Below are 15,961 nucleotides of genomic sequence, written 5' to 3' on the forward strand. Positions count from 1 at the left end.
ACCCTTCTCCCGCCCCGTGCGAAAGGACCACCCCTCGTGGCCGACTTTCCCCTGCCCGCAGCCGCCGCCGACTGGTGGCGCACCGCGGCGATCTACCAGGTCTACCCGCGCAGCTTCGCCGACGGCGACGCGGACGGCACCGGCGACCTCGCGGGCGTCCGCGCCAAGCTGCCCTACCTCGCCGAACTGGGCGTCGACGCCCTGTGGTTCACGCCCTGGTACCTGTCGCCGCTCGCCGACGGCGGCTACGACGTGGCCGACTACCGCACCATCGACCCCGCCTTCGGCACCCTGGACGAAGCGGAGAAGCTCATCGCCGAGGCCACCGGCCTGGGCATCCGCACCATCGTCGACATCGTCCCGAACCACGTGTCCGACCAGCACGCCTGGTTCCGCGCCGCCCTCGCCGCCGGACCCGGCAGCCCGGAGCGCGAGCTCTTCCACTTCCGCCCCGGCCGGGGCGAGCACGGCGAACTGCCCCCGGGCGACTGGCCCTCGCAGTTCGCCGGGGCGACCTGGACGCAGGTACCGGACGGGGAGTGGTACCTGCACCTGTTCACCCCCGAGCAGCCCGACCTCAACTGGGCCCACCCCGCCGTCCGCCGCGAGCACGAGGACGTCCTGCGCTTCTGGTTCGAACGCGGCGTGGCGGGCGTACGGATCGACTCCGCGGCCCTGCTCGCCAAGGACCCGGCCCTGCCCGACCTGGCCGGCCGCCCCGGCGAGCCCTGGCCCGGCGAGACCCACCCCTACATCGACCGGGACGAGCTGCACGACATCTACCGCTCCTGGCGCGCCATCGCCGACGAGTTCGACGCGATCTTCGTCGGCGAGGTCTGGCTGCCGGACTCCGAGCGCTTCGCCCGCTACCTGCGCCCCGACGAACTGCACACCGCCTTCAACTTCTCCTTCCTCAGCTGCCCCTGGGACGCGGCGCGGCTGCGCACCTCCATCGAGGAGACCCTCGCCGAACACGCGCCGGTCGGCGCCCCCGCCACCTGGGTGCTCTGCAACCACGACGTCACCCGCACGGTGACCCGCTACGGGCGCCAGGACACCGGGTTCGACTTCGCCACCAAGGTCTTCGGCACCCCCACCGACCTGGCCCTCGGCACCCGCCGGGCGCGCGCGGCGGCCCTGCTCACCCTCGCCCTGCCGGGCGCCGTCTACGTCTACCAGGGCGAGGAACTGGGCCTGCCGGAAGCCGACGTCCCGCTCGACCGGATCCAGGACCCCATGCACTTCCGCTCCGGGGGCCGCGACCCCGGCCGGGACGGCTGCCGGGTACCGCTTCCCTGGTCCGCCGAGCCCTGGCGGAGCCCGTGGCTGCCCCAGCCGGAGCACTGGGCGACGTACGCCGCGGACCGGCAGGCCGAGGACCCGGAGTCGATGCTCAGCCTCTACCGGCTGGCCCTCGGCCTGCGCCGGGCCGCGCGCGGGTTCGGGGCGGGCTCGATGCGCTGGCTGCCCGCGCCGGACGGGGTACTGGCCTTCGCCCGCCCGGACGGCCTGGTCTGCGCGGTCAACCTGTCCGACGCGCCGGTGCCGCTGCCCGGCCACACCGAACTCCTGCTGAGCAGCGCCCCCTTGGACCGGGCCGGGCTGCTCGCGCAGGACACGGCGGTCTGGCTGCGGACCTGACGCCGCGGCCAGACCACCGGCCCCCCCACACCCCCCGCTCGTCCCCACCCAGGGAGAGGTCCCGACATGAGCCCCACGAGCCGCACGACCCCACCGCGGGCCAGGCCGGTGAGCGCCGCCCTCATCGCCGCCCTGGCCACCGCGGCCCTCGCCGCGACCGCCGCCCTGCCGGTCCTCACCGCCGCCGCCCCGGCCGCGGCGGCCACTCCCGCCGCCCTGTCGCCCCTGGACGTCCAGGGGCGCGGGGCCACCGTCCCCTTCACGGAGCAGGAGGCGGAGCGGGCCGCCACCAACGGGTCCGTGATCGGCCCCGACCGCACCTACACGACCCTGCCCGCCGAGGCCTCCGGGCGCAGCGCGGTCCGCCTGGACGCGGCGGGGGAGTACGTCGAGTTCACCCTGACCAAACCCGCCAACGCGATGAACGTCCGCTACTCCGTCCCGGACAACGCGGCCGGTACGGGCATCTCGGCCCCCGTGGAACTGAAGCTGGACGGGACCAAGCTCAAGGACCTCGACTTCACCTCGAAGTACAGCTGGTACTACGGCAGCTATCCCTTCACCAACCAACCCGGTGAGAAGCCGCACCACTTCTACGAGGAGACCCGGACCCTCTTCGGCCGGACCCTCCCCGCGGGCGCCAAGGTCCGGCTCACGCTGGCGCAGACCGCGGCCACCCCCTGGGCGGTGGTCGACCTCGCCGACTTCGAGCAGGTCGCCGAGCCGACGGCCCGGCCCGCGGGCTCGCTCTCGGTGACCGACTTCGGGGCCGACGCGGGCGGATCGGCCGATTCCACGGCCGCGTTCCAGCAGGCGGTGGACGCCGGAGCGGCCCAGTCGAAGGAGGTGTGGATCCCCCAGGGCACCTTCAGGCTCACCGACCACGTGGTCGTCGACAAGGTGACGCTGCGCGGCGCCGGCCCCTGGTACTCCGTCCTCACCGGCCGCAGCGCCACCGACCGGTCCCGCGCCGCCGGCATCTACGGCAAGTACGTGCGCGGCGGCGGGTACGGCGGCCAGATACGGCCGTACGAGGACAACGGCCCCAGCCGCGGCGTCACGCTCAAGGACTTCGCGATCATCGGCGAGATCGCCGACCGCATCGACGACGACCAGGTCAACGCCATCGGCGGGGCGATGACGGACTCCGTGGTCGACAACGTCTGGATGCAGCGGACCAAGGTCGGGGCCTGGATGGACGGTCCGATGGACAACTTCCACATCAGGAACAGCCGGATCCTCGACCAGAGCGCGGACGGGGTGAACTTCCACTGGGGCGTCACCCGTTCCTCGGTGGAGAACACCTTCCTGCGCAACACGGGCGACGACGGGCTGGCCATGTGGGCCGACACGAAGGCGAACGTCGGGAACTCCTTCAGCCACAACACCGTGGTGGCCCCGATCCTGGCCAACAACATCGCGGTCTACGGCGGCAAGGACATCAGCGTCACCGACAACGTGGCCGCCGAGACCCTGTCCAACGGCGGCGGGCTGCACGTCGGCAACCGCTATCCCGGCGTCACCGCGGGGCAGGGCACCGATGTCCAGGGGACCTTCACGCTCGCCCGCAACACCCTGATCAGGACCGGCAACACGGACTACGGGTGGAACTTCCCGATCGGCGCCCTCTGGTTCGACAGCCGCAACAGCTCCATCGACAAGGCCACGATCAACGTGACCGACAGCGACCTCCTGGACAGCTCCTACGCGGCGGTCCACTTCGTGTCCGGCACCACCAAGGGCGTCCGCCTGGACAACGTGAACATCGACGGGACGGGGACCTTCGCGCTCCAGTTCAACGACCCGGCCGAACTGTCCATGACGAACGTCAGGGCCACCCGGATCGGCTTCGGCGAGCCGATCTACAGCTGCCTGGGCGCGCAGCTCAAGCTCACCCAGGGAGCGGGGAACTCCGGCTGGAACGGGAAGCTGCCGAGCACCTACTGCGGGCCCTTCCCGCCCGCCAACGACCAGCCGGGACCGGACCCGACGCCCACCCCGACCCCGACGGCCCCGACCCCCACCCCGACCCCGACGCCCACGCCCACCCCGACCCCCACTCCTACGCCGACCCCCACCCCCACGCCGACCGCGGACCCGACGCGCAACCTGCTGCGGGGCCGCCCGGTGGCCGAGACCTCGCACACCCAGGTCTACGACGGGGCCAAGGCCGTCGACGGTGATCCCGGCAGCTACTGGGAGAGCGCCAACAACGCCTTCCCGCAGTCGCTGACCGTCGACCTCGCAGCCCCCGCCCAGGTCCGGCGCGTCGTGCTCAAGCTGCCGCCGCCCGCCGCCTGGGGGGCCCGTACGCAGACCCTGGCGGTGCTCGGCAGCGCCGACGGGACGGCCTTCACCACCCTGGTGGACGCGCGGGACTACCGCTTCGACCCGGCCTCGGGGAACCAGGTGACCATCGCCCTCCCCGCGGGCGCCGACCTCCGACGGCTGCGGGTGACCGTCACCGGCAACACCGGTTGGCCGGCCGGTCAGATCAGCGAGTTCGAGGCCTACACCGGCTGACCCCGGCTCCGGGGGACCACCCCGCCCCGCCCGTCACGGCATCGGCCGTGGCGGGCGGGGTCCGTGGTACAGCCCGCTCGGCCGCATCCGCAGCGGCCGCTCCTGGTACTCCTCCAGCGCGTGCGCGATCCAGCCGGCCGTGCGCGCCACCGCGAACAGGCTCTCCCCGGCCTCGGCCGGCATCCCGCAGGACACCGTCAGGACGGCCAGGGCCAGGTCCACGTTGGCGTGCAGCCCGGGGCGCCGGGCCGCCGTCGTGGCGACCACGTCCCGGGCGGCCGCCAGCGCCGGTCCGGCCTGCGGCAACGCCGTCAGCCGGGCGAACAGCGCCGTCGCCCGAGGGTCCTCGCCCCGGTAGAGCCGGTGCCCGAGCCCCGGCACCCGGCGGCCGGCCCGCAGGTGGTCGGCCACGACGGGCGCGGCCCCGCCCCGCTCGACCACCTCCACCAGCATCCGGTGCGCGAGCCGCCCGGCCGCTCCGTGCAGCGGGCCCTCGAGCGCCCCGAGTCCGGCCGAGACCACCGCGTACGGATGGGCCCGCGCCGAGGCGGCCACCCGCACCGCCAGGGTCGAGGCGGCCAGGTCGTGGTCGATGAGCAGGGCCAGCGCCAGATCGAGCACGTCCAGCGCCACCGGATCGGCCTCCCGCGCGGTCAGCCTGCTCCACAGCTGCCAGGCGAGCGGGCCGGTCCCGCGGTGCGCCCGCCCGACCACCGGCAGGGCGCCGACGAGCGTCGGGATCAGGCAGCGGGCCGAGCCGAGCACGGCCTCCTCGGAGAGGTCGAAGCGCAAGGGGTCCGCCACGGCGGCGGCCGCCGCCGCCACCCGCAGCCGGTCCAGCGGCCCGGCGTGCTCCGGCAGGGCCGCCACCGTCCGCCGCGCGGCGGCCAGCATCGGCGCCGGGGCCTCGAACCGGACCCCGTGGCGCAGGACGCCGGTCCAGAGCCACTCGGCGACCTCCTCGTAGGAGTGCCGGGCGGCCAGCTCGGTGGCGTCGACGCCGCGGTACCAGTAGCGGTCGTCCTCGATCAGGGTGATGGCGGTGCGGACGGCGAGTTCGCCCCCGGCGGCGGCCTGGGGGAGCGCCGCCTCGCGGCGGGTGCGGCGCGCCAGCTCCTCGACCTCCTGCGCGGCGAAGCTGCTCCCGCGGCCCACGGGGTCGCGACGGCTGGTGAGCTGGCCGCGGCTGACGTACGCGTACACCGTCGCGGGTTTCACCCCGAGCAGCTCGGCGGCCTGCCGGGTGGTGAGCCGCCGCTCTTCGCCCCGGTGCGCGTCGGGAGCTTCGTGATCCATGGATCCCAGGCTACATATATTGATCCGATCAATATTGACAGTGATTCGATCCATCATGGATGGTCGATCCATGGACACCAACGTCAGCACTGCCGCAGGGGCCGCCACCGCGGCCGCGGCCACCCTCGCCGAGGTACCCCGCGGACTCGCCGGGGTCGTCGTCACGGACACCGCCCTCGGCGACGTCCGGGGGCGCGAGGGCTTCTACCACTACCGCCAGTACTCGGCCGTCGACCTCGCCACGAGCCGCACCTTCGAGGACGTCTGGCACCTGATGTTCCGCGGCGCCCTGCCGGACGCCGCCGGGCGCGCCGCCTTCACCGCCGAACTCGCCCCGCTGCGCCGCCTCCCCGCCGACGTCCGGGACGCGCTGCCCGCCCTCGCCCGGGCCACCGCGCTCTCCGGCCCCCTCGCGGGCCTGCGCACCGCGCTCTCCCTGCTCGGCGCGTCCGCCGGCTTCCGCCCGGTCTACGACCTCGCCCCCGAGCGCCGGGCCGCCGACGCGCTGGCCGCCTGCGCGGCCGTACCCACCCTGCTCACGGCGCTGCACCGGCTCGGCCAGGGGCGGGAGCCGGTCGAACCGCGCGACGACCTCCCGTACGCCGCCAACTACCTCTACATGCTGACGGGCGAGGAGCCCGATCCGGTCCGGGCCCGGGCGGTCGAGCGGTACCTGATCTCCACCGTCGACCACGGCTTCAACGCCTCGACCTTCACCGCCCGCGTCATCGCCTCCACCGGCGCCGACGTCGTGGCCTGCCTGACGGGCGCGATCGGCGCCCTCTCCGGCCCGCTGCACGGCGGCGCCCCCAGCCGCGCCCTCGACACCCTCGACGCGATCGGCACCGCCGACCGGATCGACCCGTGGATCCGCGAGCGGGTCCTCGCGGGGGAGCGGATCATGGGCTTCGGCCACCCCGTCTACCGCACGGAGGACCCGCGTTCGCGGATGCTGCGCGACATCGCCCGGCAGTTCGGCGGCCCGCTCGTCGACTTCGCCGTCGAGGTCGAGCGGCACGTCGAGGAGATCCTCGCGGAGTTGAAGCCCGGCCGCGAACTCCACACCAACGTCGAGTTCTACGCCGGTGTGGTCATGGAACTGTGCGGGCTGCCGCGCGAGATGTTCACCCCCACCTTCTGCGCCGCGCGCGTGGTCGGCTGGAGCGCGAACGTGCTGGAACAGGCCGCCGACTCGAAGATCATCCGGCCCGCCGCCCGCTACGTCGGACCGACCCCGCCGCAGCCGGTGCCCCCGCTCGACTGACGCGCACGCCCTACCATCGACCGGATGAGCACCAGCGAGACCCAGCAGAGCCGCCGGCCCCGGCGGACCGGGCGGCCCATCCCCGTCGTCGTCCTCGCCGGATTCCTCGGATCCGGCAAGACCACCCTGCTCAACCACCTCCTCGCGCACCGCGGGGGGACCCGGATCGGGGTGGTCGTCAACGACTTCGGCTCCATCGAGATCGACGCGATGTCGGTCGCCGGGCAGGTCGGCGACTCGATGGTCTCCCTCGGCGGGGGCTGCCTGTGCTGCGCGGTGGACGGCAGCGAGCTGGACGCGTACCTCGCCAAGCTCGCCGATCCCGCCCACCGGATCGACGTGATCGTCATCGAGGCGAGCGGCCTGGCCGAGCCCCAGGAGCTGATCCGGATGCTGGTGGCCGGGGAGAACCCGGACGTCCGCTACGGCGGCATGGTCGAGGTCGTGGACGCCGCGGAATTCGACGCGACCCGCCGACGCCACCCGGAGACCGACCGCCACCTCGCCGTCGCCGACCTCGTGGTGCTCAACAAGACCGACCGGGTCGACGCCGCCGAGCGCGCCCGGATCGAGTCCGTGCTCGGCGGGCTCTGCCCGGGGATCCCGCTGGTCGCGGCCGACCACGGCCGGATCGACCCCGAGCTGCTCTTCGACCGCCGCCCCTGGACCGAGACGCGCGGCCAGCTCTCCTTCGAGGACCTGCTCGGCCGGGCCGCGGAGGAGCACGGCGAGGACGACGACCACGCAGGGCACGCGCACACGCACTACGAGACGACCGAGTTCGTCACCGACGACGCGCTCTCGCCCCGCCGGTTCATCGACTTCCTCGACGCCCGCCCCGCCGGGCTCTACCGGATCAAGGGCTTCGTCTACTTCGGTGTACCGGGCCACGAGGAGAAGTACGAGGTCCACGCCGTCGGCCGGTTCCTGAGCTTCGCCCCGCTGCCCTGGGCCCGCGCCGAACCCCGGCGCACCCAGCTCGTCCTCATCGGCTCCGGCACCGACGGGCCCGCCCTGCTGAGCGGGCTGGAGGCCTGCCGCGAGAGCGCCCCGCAGGACGCCCCCGCCGACAGCATGTGGGGCGTCCTGCGCTACGTCCGCCAGGACCCGGCCGACCCGATCGGCTGACCCGATCGGGCGGACCCCCGCCCCGGAGCCGCTACCGCGCCGCTACAGCACCGCTCCGGCCAGCGCGCTCACCGACGCCGGCAGCGCGGTGCCCGAGCCGTCGCGGCGCGGGTCCGGCTCCGGCAGCGCGGCCGGGGCGCCGTTGGCCCCCGCCGCCCGGGCCGGGCTGCCGCCCGCCCAGGCCAGCACCAGCACGTCCTCGCCCTTGAGGAACCGCTGGCAGCGCACACCACCGGTGGCGCGGCCCTTGCGCGGGTACTGGTCGAAGGGGGTGAGCTTGCCCGACTGCACCGAATCGTCCAAGGTGCCGTGCGAACCGGCCACCGTGAACACCACGCCCTCGGCGGCGGGGTCCACCGCCGAGAAGTGGATCACCTTGGCGTTGTCGGAGAGCTTGATGCCCGCCATGCCGCCCGCCGGGCGGCCCTGCGGACGGACCTGCCCCGCCGGGTAGCGCAGCAGCTGGGCGTCGTCGGTGATGAAGACCAGGTCCTCCTCGCCCGTGCGCAGCTCGACCGCGCCGACGATCCGGTCGCCCTCCTTGAGGGTGATGACCTCCAGCTCGTCCTTGTTGGCCGGGTAGTCCGGCACGACCCGCTTGACCACGCCCTGTTCGGTGCCCAGCGCCAGGCCCTGCGAGGACTCGTCCAGCGAGGTCAGGCAGACCACGCTCTCGTCGGCCTCCAGCCCGGAGAGGAACTCCGCGACCGGGGCCCCGCCCGCCAGGTTCGGCGCCGCGTGCGTGTCCGGCAGCTGCGGCAGGTCGATCACCGAGAGCCGCAGCAGCCGCCCGGACGAGGTGACCACGCCCACGTCGGCCCGCGCGGTCGCCGCGACCTGCGAGACGATCAGGTCGTGCTTGGCCCGCGCCGCCCCGTCCTCGGCGACCGCGAGCGGCTCGCCGTTGGCGGTCCGGGCCAGCAGCCCGGTCGAGGACAGCAGTACCCGGCACGGGTCGTCCGCGACCTCCAGCGGAACCGCCGTGACCGCCGAGCCCGCCGACTCCAGCAGCACCGTGCGCCGCTCGGTGCCGAACTTCTTCGCGACCGCCGCCAGTTCGTTGGAGACCAGCTTGCGCAGCTCGGTGTCCGACTCCAGGATCCCGGTCAGCTCGTCGATCTCGCCGTTGAGGCGGTCCTGCTCGGTCTCCAGCTCCAGCCGGTCGAACTTGGTGAGCCGGCGCAGCGGGGTGTCCAGGATGTACTGCGTCTGGACCTCGCTCAGCGAGAACCGCTCGATCAGCCGGGCCTTGGCCTGCGCCGAGTTCTCGCTGTCGCGGATGAGCCGGATGACCTCGTCGATGTCGACGAGGGCCACCAACAGGCCCTCGACCAGGTGCAGCCGGTCGCGCCGCTTGGTGCGGCGGAACTCGCTGCGGCGGCGCACGACCTCGAAGCGGTGGTCGAGGTAGACCTCCAGCAGCTCCTTGAGGCCGAGGGTGAGCGGCTGACCGTCCACCAGCGCGACGTTGTTGATGCCGAAGGACTCCTCCATCGGCGTCAGCTTGTACAGCTGCTCCAGCACGGCCTCGGGGTGGAAGCCGTTCTTGATCTCGATGACCAGGCGCAGGCCGTGCGAGCGGTCCGTGAGGTCCTTCACGTCGGCGATGCCCTGGAGCTTCTTCGAGCCGACCAGGTCCTTGATCTTCGCGATGACCTTCTCGGGGCCGACCGAGAACGGCAGTTCCGTGACGACCAGGCCCTTGCGGCGGGCCGTCACGTTGTCCACGGAGACCGTCGCGCGGATCCGGAAGGTGCCGCGCCCGTTCTCGTAGGCGTCCTTGATGCCGGACAGGCCCACGATCCGGCCGCCGGTCGGCAGGTCCGGACCCGGGACGAAGCGCATCAGCGCCTCCAGGTCCGCCTCCGGGTAGCGGATCAGGTGCCGGGCGGCGGCGATGACCTCGCCCACGTTGTGCGGGGGCATGTTGGTGGCCATGCCCACCGCGATCCCGGACGCGCCGTTGACCAGCAGGTTCGGGTACGCGGCCGGCAGTACCGCCGGTTCGAGCTCCTGGCCGTCGTAGTTCGGGGTGAAGTCGACGGTGTCCTCGTCGATCGACTCCGTCATGAGCGAGGCGGCGTCGGCCATCTTCGACTCGGTGTACCGCATGGCGGCGGGCGGGTCGTCGTTGCCGAGGGAACCGAAGTTGCCGTGGCCGTCGACCAGCGGCAGGCGCATCGAGAAGGGCTGGGCCATGCGCACGAGGGCGTCGTAGATCGACGCGTCACCGTGCGGGTGGAGCTTGCCCATCACCTCGCCGACGACGCGGGCGCACTTCACGTACCCGCGATCGGGGCGCAGCCCCATCTCGTTCATCTGGTAGACGATGCGGCGGTGCACCGGCTTCATGCCGTCCCGGGCGTCGGGCAGGGCGCGGGAGTAGATCACCGAGTACGCGTACTCGAGGAAGGAGCCCTGCATTTCGTCGACGACGTCGATGTCGAGGATCTTCTCCTCGAAATCCTCCGGCGGCGGGGTCTTCGTGCTGCGGCGGGCCATCGCTGCGCGGCTCCTTAACCATGTGATGGGTGCTGTGTCTGACGCGGACCATTGTGGCCCGAGGCTCCGACAACGCCGACTCCGACCCAGGAGTGACCCGGGAACTTCTCCAGGGGCCGACGCGCTTGCATACAGTGACAGGTCTGACGGAATTCTCTACATCGCGATCGAAGGGACCACATGCCCATGGGTCACACGGCCACAGCTCAGGCCGGCTCCGGCGGCCTGACAGCGACCGAGCACCGCCTGGCCAACGGCCTGCGCGTGGTGCTCTCCGAGGACCACCTGACCCCGGTCGCCGCGGTCTGCCTCTGGTACGACGTCGGTTCGCGCCACGAAGTCAAGGGCCGCACCGGGCTGGCTCACCTCTTCGAGCACCTGATGTTCCAGGGTTCGAAGAGCGTGTCCGGCAACGGCCACTTCGAGCTGGTGCAGGGCGCGGGCGGTTCGCTCAACGGCACCACCAGCTTCGAGCGCACCAACTATTTCGAGACGATGCCGACCCACCAGCTGGAACTCGCGCTGTGGCTGGAGGCGGACCGGATGGGCTCGCTGCTGGCCGCCCTGGACGACGAGTCCATGGAGAACCAGCGCGACGTCGTCAAGAACGAGCGCCGCCAGCGCTACGACAACGTCCCCTACGGCACGGCGTTCGAGCGGCTGACCGCGCTCGCCTACCCCGAGGGCCACCCGTACCACCACACCCCGATCGGCTCGATGGCCGACCTGGACGCGGCCTCCCTGGAGGACGCGCGGACCTTCTTCCGCACCTACTACGCGCCCAACAACGCGGTGCTGTCGGTCGTCGGGGACATCGACCCCGAGCAGACGCTGGCCTGGGTCGAGAAGTACTTCGGCAGCATCCCCGCGCACGACGGCAAGCAGCCGCCGCGCGACGGCTCGCTGCCCGACACCATGGGCGGCCAGCTGCGCGAGGAGATCGTCGAGCAGGTCCCGGCCCGCGCGCTGATGGCCGCCTACCGCCTCCCGCACGACGGCACCCGCGACTGCGACGCGGCCGACGTGGCCCTGACCATCCTGGGCGGCGGCGAGTCCTCGCGGCTGCACAACCGCCTGGTCCGCCGCGACCAGAGCGCCGTGGCGGCCGGATTCGGCATGCTGCGCCTGGCCGGTGCCCCCTCGCTCGGCTGGCTGGACGTCAAGACCTCCGGCGGGGTCGAGGTGCCCGACATCGAGGCCGCCGTCGACGAGGAGCTCGCGCGGTTCGCCGCCGAGGGCCCGACGGCCGAGGAGATGGAGCGCGCGCAGGCCCAGCTGGAGCGCGAATGGCTGGACCGGCTGAGCACGGTGGCCGGCCGCGCCGACGAACTGTGCCGCTTCGCGGTGCTCTTCGGCGACCCGCAGCTGGCGCTCACCGCCGTCGGCCGCGTCCTCGACATCACCGCCGAGGAGGTGCAGGCCGTGGCCGCGGCCCGACTGCGCCCGGACAACCGCGCGGTGCTCGTCTACGAGCCGCTCGCGGCCGAGGACGCCGAGGAAGCCGCCGAGAACGACGAGACCGAAGGGGCGGAGCAGTGAGCGACACCGCAGCCGTCACGATGACCTTCCACCCCCAGCCGCAGCCCGGCGAGGCCAAGCCGTGGGCCTTCCCGGCCCCCGAGCGCGGCGCGCTGGCCACCGGCCTGACCGTGCTGCGGTGCCACCGGCCCGGCCAGCAGGTGGTGGCCGTCGAGATCAACCTCGCGGCCCCGCTGGACGCCGAACCGGCCGGCCTGGACGGCGTGGCCACCATCATGGCCCGCGCGCTCTCCGAGGGCACCGACAAGCACTCCGCCGAGGAGTTCGCGGCCGAGCTGGAGCGCTGCGGCGCCACCCTCGACGCGCACGCCGACCACCCGGGCATCCGGGTCTCCCTGGAGGTCCCGGCCTCCCGGCTGGCCAAGGCCCTGGCGCTGCTCGCCGAGGCGCTGCGCGCCCCCGCCTTCGCGGACAGCGAGGTCGACCGCCTGGTGCGCAACCGGCTCGACGAGATCCCGCACGAGCTGGCCAACCCGCAGCGCCGCGCCGCCAAGCAGCTCTCCCAGGAGCTGTTCCCGGCCACGCTGCGGATGTCCCGCCCGCGCCAGGGCACCGAGGAGACGGTGGCCCGGATCGACTCCGCGGCCGTGCGCGGCTTCTACGAGGCCCACGTGCGCCCGGCGACGGCCACCGCGGTGGTGGTCGGCGACCTGACCGGCATCGACCTGGACGCCGTCCTGGCCGACACCCTGGGCACCTGGACGGGCGGCACGGCCGAACCGCTCCCGGTGCCGGCGATCACCGCGGACGACACGGGCCGCGTGGTCATCGTGGACCGGCCGGGCGCGGTCCAGACGCAGCTGCTGATCGGGCGGATCGGCGCGGACCGGCACGACCGGGTCTGGGCGGCCCAGGTGCTCGGCACGTACTGCCTGGGCGGCACCCTGACCTCCCGTCTGGACAAGGTCCTGCGCGAGGAGAAGGGCTACACCTACGGCGTGCGCGCCTTCGGTCAGGTGCTGCGGTCCACCGCGGACGGCACCGGTGCCTCGATGCTCGCCATCAGCGGTTCGGTGGACACCCCGAACACGGGTCCGGCGCTGGACGACCTCTGGAAGGTGCTGCGCACCCTCGCGGAGGGCGGACTGACCGACGCCGAGCGCGACGTGGCGGTGCAGAACCTGGTGGGCGTGGCGCCGCTCAAGTTCGAGACGGCCGCGTCCGTCGCCGGCACCCTGGCCGACCAGGTCGAGCAGGAGCTGCCGGACGACTACCAGGCGCAGTTGTACGCGCGGCTGGCCGAGACGGGCACGGTGGAGGCCACCTCGGCCGTCGTCAACGCCTTCCCGGTGGACCGGCTCGTCACGGTGCTCGTCGGTGACGCCGCGCAGATCGAGGAGCCGGTGCGCGCACTCGGCATCGGCGACGTGAGCGTCGTCGCCAACTGAGGCCGAACGGGCCTTACAGGGCGAACGGGACGTGAACTGACGGCGTTCCGCAAGGGGTTTCGGTGGCTCGTCCACCGGAACCCCTTTTGTCCGTTTGGTGGAGAGGTTGCTTCTATGTCGCGTGATGTAGGTAACAATGGGGCTCGTGTGTTTGGTGATTGCCTGATGATCCGCCTAGCGTCGGCCGTGCTGTCCGTCAGTTGTCACAGCCGCACTCGCGGCACCGGACAGCGATCGCCGAGTCCCCGTCAGGCGCGAGCCTGGGGAGCCGGGGACCCACAGTCCCTGGGGTGAATCGGACCACCTCGCAAGAGGGGGCCCGTAGGAGACCTTCCTGCTCCGAACCCGTCAGCTAACCCGGTAGGCGAGAGGGAAGGAAAGGATCAACCTCTTCATGGCGTTCGGCAGCAGTCGTGCCTCCTCCGGCAAGCACCGTGGTTCCAGCCGTCTGAGCCGGAAGACCGCAGGCGTCGCCGGTATAGCCGCCCTCGCCGCCACCGGCGTCGCGGCCACCCTCGCTGCCCCGGCCTTCGCCGCGGACAACCACAGCAGCAGCGTTCCCCAGGACTCCGGCATGAAGGCCGTCGTCGTCGCCGACGACCTCTCCGGCGACATCGAGGCGCAGGCCGACGCCCAGCGCAACGCCGCCGACACGGCCGCCCTCAAGGCGCAGGCCGAGGCCGAGGCCAAGACGAAGGCCGCCGAGGCCCGTCGGATGGCCGAGGCGAAGGCCAAGGCCGAGCGCGAGGCCAAGGAGCGCGCGGACCGCGAAGAGGAGCGCAAGCGCCTCAACACCTTCGTGACGCCGATCGAGGGCTCCTACGTCAGCACCCAGTACGGTGCGGGCGGCAGCATGTGGTCCTCCGGCAGCCACACCGGCATCGACTTCCACGCGGGCGTGGGCAACGTCGTCCGCGCCGTGGGTGCGGGCGTCATCGTCGAGGCCGGCAACGGCGGCGCGTACGGCAACAACATCGTCATCAAGCACAACGACGGTACGTACACCCAGTACGCGCACCTCTCCAGCCTCAGCGTCTCGGCCGGCGAGCAGGTCACCGCCGGACAGCAGATCGGCCTCTCGGGCGACACCGGCAACGTCAGCGGCGCGCACCTGCACTTCGAGGCCCGCACCGGCCCGTCGTACGGCTCGGACATCAACCCGATCGCCTACCTGCGGGCCCGCGGCGTCGCGATCTGACCCCGCCCGCACAGCAGCTCCCCGAAGGCCCCGGCTCACCGAGCCGGGGCCTTCGTGTCGTGCGCGGAGCGCGTGACGGGGATCGTCCACCGGCCGCTCATTTCCATCCGTCCTCGGAAAATATCGCGTGTTGCAATAGAGTCGCGAAATGGAGTCTGCGGAAACGGCATTCGGTGGAGGTCCGGTCTTGCGAATTCCCGCGCACGCGGTATGTACGGCGATCCGCGACGACATCGTCTCCGGGGTCTTCGGCCCGGGCGCGCGGCTCACCGAGGAGCTGCTCGCCCGCCGCTACGGAGTCTCCCGCGTCCCCGTCCGCGAGGCCCTGCGCACCCTGGAGTCCGAGGGCTTCGTCACCACGCGCCGGCACGCGGGCGCCTGCGTCGCCGAGCCGACCGCGCAGGAGGCGGCCGACCTCCTGGAGGTCCGCACGCTGCTGGAGCCCCTCGCGGCGGCCCGGGCCGCCCGGCGGCGCAGCGAGGCGCACCTCAAGGTGCTGCGCGGGCTGGTCAGATTGGGCCAGGAACGGGCCAGGAGGGGCCAGGGGGAGGATCTGCGGGCGCTCGGGGGGTGGTTCCACGAGACGCTCACCCAGGCCTCCGACAGCCCCGGTCTGATCGCGCTGCTGACCCAGATGCGGCACAAGATCACCTGGATGTACGCCGTGGACGCCCCGGCGCGGCCCGTGGACTCCTGGGCGGAGCACGGCGCGATCGTGGACGCGGTGGCGCGCGGCGACGCGGAGCGGGCGCGCGCGCTCACCGCGGCGCACACCGGACGGGCGGCGGGAGCGCACCGGCTGCGCGTGAGGACTTCGCAACCTGCCGTAAACACGGCGAGCAGCCGGCTTTAACAATTCCCGTATAGGAAGGACGGGGGAGGATATTCCCGCGGTCGAATGCGGCCCGCTATTTCCGGTACGGAGAATTGCGCACCCCGCCGAAAAGCAGCGGAGCCGTGGCTCCCGGAATGCGGGGGCCACGGCTCCGCCGTGTGTGGTGCGTGGGGTCGGACCCGGGGGTCAGACGGTCTCGGGGAGCTCCTCGAGGCCCTCGGCGACCAGCTTCGCCAGGCGGTCGAGCGCGGCGTCCGCACCCTCGGCGTCGGACGCGAGGATGATCTCCTCGCCGCCCTGGGCGCCCAGGCCCAGAACCGCGAGCATGGACGCGGCGTTGACCGGGTTGCCGTCGGCCTTGGAGATCGTCACCGGGACGCCGGAAGCGGTCGTCGCCCGGACGAAGATCGAGGCGGGACGAGCGTGCAGGCCCTCGGCCCAGCCGACGTTGACGCGGCGCTCTGCCATGGTGATGCCCTTCAGGTTCTTACGGTTGTCTAGACCAGTCTCTCACGGCACTCCGAATGCTTCGGCCGACCTTCGACCCCAATCAGCCTGCCGTTCGACCCTCCCCAGCTTGCACTGATTTGCCCCGGCCCGCCTAATGCGCCGCGCGCACGCGGCCCGGCCGATGCGCCCTCGGCGCA

At 72.7% G+C, this 15,961-nt stretch carries 11 protein-coding genes and 1 riboswitch; of the genes, 8 read left to right on the forward strand and 3 right to left on the reverse strand.

Features of this window, described 5'->3' with window-relative positions:
• The first annotated feature begins 36 nt into the window (after positions 1-36).
• Both ACFWAR_RS18225 and ACFWAR_RS18230 read left to right on the forward strand, forming a co-directional pair.
• Positions 37-1,641 (forward strand): glycoside hydrolase family 13 protein, encoded by a 1,605-nt coding sequence (locus tag ACFWAR_RS18225; RefSeq protein ID WP_385778241.1) that lies wholly within the window; start codon positions 37-39, stop codon positions 1,639-1,641.
• 66 nt (positions 1,642-1,707) lie between these two features.
• A complete protein-coding gene (locus ACFWAR_RS18230; RefSeq protein WP_385778243.1) occupies positions 1,708-4,164 on the forward strand; it encodes a discoidin domain-containing protein in 2,457 nt (818 codons plus the stop codon).
• Positions 4,165-4,197: 33 nt separating this feature from the next.
• On the opposite strand, the gene ACFWAR_RS18235 is transcribed toward ACFWAR_RS18230, so the two are convergent.
• The gene (locus ACFWAR_RS18235; protein ID WP_385778245.1) at positions 4,198-5,460 is read right to left on the reverse strand and encodes a citrate synthase; all 1,263 of its coding nucleotides are present in this window, start codon (positions 5,458-5,460) and stop codon (positions 4,198-4,200) included.
• Positions 5,461-5,530: 70 nt separating this feature from the next.
• Between ACFWAR_RS18235 and ACFWAR_RS18240 the strand changes: the two genes are divergently transcribed.
• On the forward strand, positions 5,531-6,724 hold the full coding sequence (locus ACFWAR_RS18240; RefSeq protein WP_385778247.1) for a citrate synthase/methylcitrate synthase: 1,194 nt from the start codon (positions 5,531-5,533) through the stop codon (positions 6,722-6,724).
• A gap of 24 nt (positions 6,725-6,748) precedes the next feature.
• Positions 6,749-7,852, forward strand: a complete 1,104-nt coding sequence (locus ACFWAR_RS18245; RefSeq protein WP_385778249.1) for a CobW family GTP-binding protein — start codon at positions 6,749-6,751, stop codon at positions 7,850-7,852.
• Between the two features lie 42 nt (positions 7,853-7,894).
• Here the strand turns inward: ACFWAR_RS18245 and ACFWAR_RS18250 are convergent, their stop codons facing one another.
• A complete protein-coding gene (locus ACFWAR_RS18250; RefSeq protein ID WP_385778251.1) occupies positions 7,895-10,354 on the reverse strand; it encodes a DNA topoisomerase (ATP-hydrolyzing) subunit A in 2,460 nt (819 codons plus the stop codon).
• Between the two features lie 186 nt (positions 10,355-10,540).
• Between ACFWAR_RS18250 and ACFWAR_RS18255 the strand changes: the two genes are divergently transcribed.
• The 4 genes from ACFWAR_RS18255 to ACFWAR_RS18270 all read left to right on the forward strand — a co-directional run bounded on the left by ACFWAR_RS18255 (position 10,541) and on the right by ACFWAR_RS18270 (position 15,332).
• A complete protein-coding gene (locus tag ACFWAR_RS18255; protein WP_385778253.1) occupies positions 10,541-11,893 on the forward strand; it encodes a M16 family metallopeptidase in 1,353 nt (450 codons plus the stop codon).
• Between the two features lie 20 nt (positions 11,894-11,913).
• Positions 11,914-13,281, forward strand: coding sequence for a M16 family metallopeptidase (locus tag ACFWAR_RS18260; RefSeq protein ID WP_385778306.1), 1,368 nt, complete (start codon positions 11,914-11,916; stop codon positions 13,279-13,281).
• 225 nt (positions 13,282-13,506) lie between these two features.
• Positions 13,507-13,663, forward strand: a riboswitch (cyclic di-AMP (ydaO/yuaA leader).
• Positions 13,664-13,675: 12 nt separating this feature from the next.
• On the forward strand, positions 13,676-14,479 hold the full coding sequence (locus ACFWAR_RS18265) for a M23 family metallopeptidase (protein ID WP_385778256.1): 804 nt from the start codon (positions 13,676-13,678) through the stop codon (positions 14,477-14,479).
• A 187-nt stretch (positions 14,480-14,666) separates the two neighbouring features.
• Positions 14,667-15,332: a GntR family transcriptional regulator gene (locus tag ACFWAR_RS18270; protein ID WP_385778258.1), complete on the forward strand. Its 666-nt coding sequence runs from the start codon at positions 14,667-14,669 to the stop codon at positions 15,330-15,332.
• 168 nt (positions 15,333-15,500) lie between these two features.
• On the opposite strand, the gene ACFWAR_RS18275 is transcribed toward ACFWAR_RS18270, so the two are convergent.
• Positions 15,501-15,782 carry an HPr family phosphocarrier protein gene (locus ACFWAR_RS18275; RefSeq protein ID WP_351049747.1) on the reverse strand — a complete coding sequence of 94 codons (282 nt, stop codon included), beginning with the start codon at positions 15,780-15,782 and terminating at the stop codon, positions 15,501-15,503.
• Positions 15,783-15,961 lie beyond the last annotated feature (179 nt).

The organism is Streptomyces sp. NPDC059917, assembly GCF_042730635.1.
In the GTDB taxonomy this organism is placed as follows: Bacteria; Actinomycetota; Actinomycetes; order Streptomycetales; family Streptomycetaceae; genus Streptomyces.

What these genes read in the sequence shown, in the direction of transcription:
- ACFWAR_RS18230 (WP_385778243.1), top strand. Translation starts at nt 1,708, where the DNA reads ATGAGCCCCACGAGCCGCACGACCCCACCGCGGGCCAGGCCGGTGAGC.
- ACFWAR_RS18235 (WP_385778245.1), bottom strand. Translation starts at nt 5,460, where the DNA reads ATGGATCACGAAGCTCCCGACGCGCACCGGGGCGAAGAGCGGCGGCTC.
- ACFWAR_RS18245 (WP_385778249.1), top strand. Translation starts at nt 6,749, where the DNA reads ATGAGCACCAGCGAGACCCAGCAGAGCCGCCGGCCCCGGCGGACCGGG.
- ACFWAR_RS18275 (WP_351049747.1), bottom strand. Translation starts at nt 15,782, where the DNA reads ATGGCAGAGCGCCGCGTCAACGTCGGCTGGGCCGAGGGCCTGCACGCT.
- ACFWAR_RS18260 (WP_385778306.1), top strand. Translation starts at nt 11,914, where the DNA reads ATGACCTTCCACCCCCAGCCGCAGCCCGGCGAGGCCAAGCCGTGGGCC.
- ACFWAR_RS18240 (WP_385778247.1), top strand. Translation starts at nt 5,531, where the DNA reads ATGGACACCAACGTCAGCACTGCCGCAGGGGCCGCCACCGCGGCCGCG.
- ACFWAR_RS18250 (WP_385778251.1), bottom strand. Translation starts at nt 10,354, where the DNA reads ATGGCCCGCCGCAGCACGAAGACCCCGCCGCCGGAGGATTTCGAGGAG.
- ACFWAR_RS18255 (WP_385778253.1), top strand. Translation starts at nt 10,541, where the DNA reads ATGGGTCACACGGCCACAGCTCAGGCCGGCTCCGGCGGCCTGACAGCG.
- ACFWAR_RS18265 (WP_385778256.1), top strand. Translation starts at nt 13,676, where the DNA reads ATGGCGTTCGGCAGCAGTCGTGCCTCCTCCGGCAAGCACCGTGGTTCC.